The sequence below is a fragment of the Streptomyces sp. C genome (genome assembly GCF_000158895.1).
Classification (GTDB): Bacteria; Actinomycetota; Actinomycetes; order Streptomycetales; family Streptomycetaceae; genus Streptomyces; species Streptomyces racemochromogenes.
This window is the reverse complement of the sequence record NZ_GG657750.1, coordinates 5,731,925-5,733,026: the sequence shown is the minus strand read 5'-3', so window position 1 is coordinate 5,733,026 and position 1,102 is coordinate 5,731,925. Positions and strand designations below refer to the sequence as shown.

Sequence of the window (1,102 nt, the reverse complement as noted above, 5' to 3'; positions counted from 1 at the left end):
CGTGTTCGGCGAGGGCGTGCAGGACGGGCAGGTACGGGGCGGCGTCGGCGGCGCCGAGCAGGGTGGCGCGCAGGAGGCGGGAGGCCCACCAGACGCGGTCGGGGTGGACCGGTCCTGGGGATCCGGCGGCGGTCGCCTGCTCGGCGAAGGTGTTCAGGGCGGCCACCAGGGCGTCGAGCCGTACGCGCGCCTCGGCGGGCGGGAGCCGACGCAGGGCCTCCAGCACGGGCCCGATGCGGTGCCGGGGTACGGGCGGGCCGGTGTCGGCGGGGCCGTGGTGGACGAGGCCGTCCAGGGCACCCGGGACGTCGAGGTGACCGGCCTGGAGCCAGTCGGACAGTTCCTCGTGGGCGAAGCGGTAGCCGGGGCCGGCGGGGACCAGCAGGCCCTCGGTGAGGACGGCGGAGGCCCAGCCGGTGCGCCAGGGGAACAGCTCCTCGAAGGCGGCCCGGTCCAGCTGGCCCTGCCCCGGGCCGAGGCAGCGCCGGGCGGCCTCGTGCACCCGCCCGGCCACCCGGGCCGCGAGCCGCCGCACCCCGGGGCCGTGGACCCCGGCCCCGTGACCCGCACCCGCACCGGCCGCCGCCGCGATCCGGACGGCTACGCGCAGGGCCAGCAGGTCCAGGTGCGCGGCGAAGACCTCGTCACGGCCCGGGCGGCCCGCGGTGACCTCGGCGGCGCGGATCCCGGCGAGCAGGCGCAGGGTCAGCGGGTGCCGGGCGTCGGCCTCCCGCACCGCGTCGTCCGGGATCCCCAGCCGGGCCCGGGCCTCGCGCGCCTCCTGCGGGGTCAGGTCGCCGACGGGCAGCGCGGGCGGCAGCCGCCGGGCGGGACGGGCCGGGGTGTGCAGCAGCTCCGGCGGGTAGAGGCCCCCGGCCCGCTCCCAGTACTCGGGCCGGGCCGCGACCACCAGCCGGACCCCGGTACCGCGCAGCCAGTCGGCGGTGGCCGCGGTCCACGCCTCCAGGCGGTGCGCGAGCCGCGGGGGCATCTCCTCGGGGACGTCCAGCACCACCAGCAACCCCCGCCCGGCGGCCCTCGCGACCCCCGCCACCCGCTCCCTCGATCCCGTCCCCGGCGAACCCCGCCGGGCTGGACCGGG

General features: G+C 80.3%; 1 pseudogene. It reads right to left on the bottom strand.

Going from position 1 to position 1,102, the window contains the following annotated elements:
* Window positions 1-1,102 (bottom strand): annotated as a pseudogene (locus SSNG_RS42335) (serine protease); the annotation flags it as partial.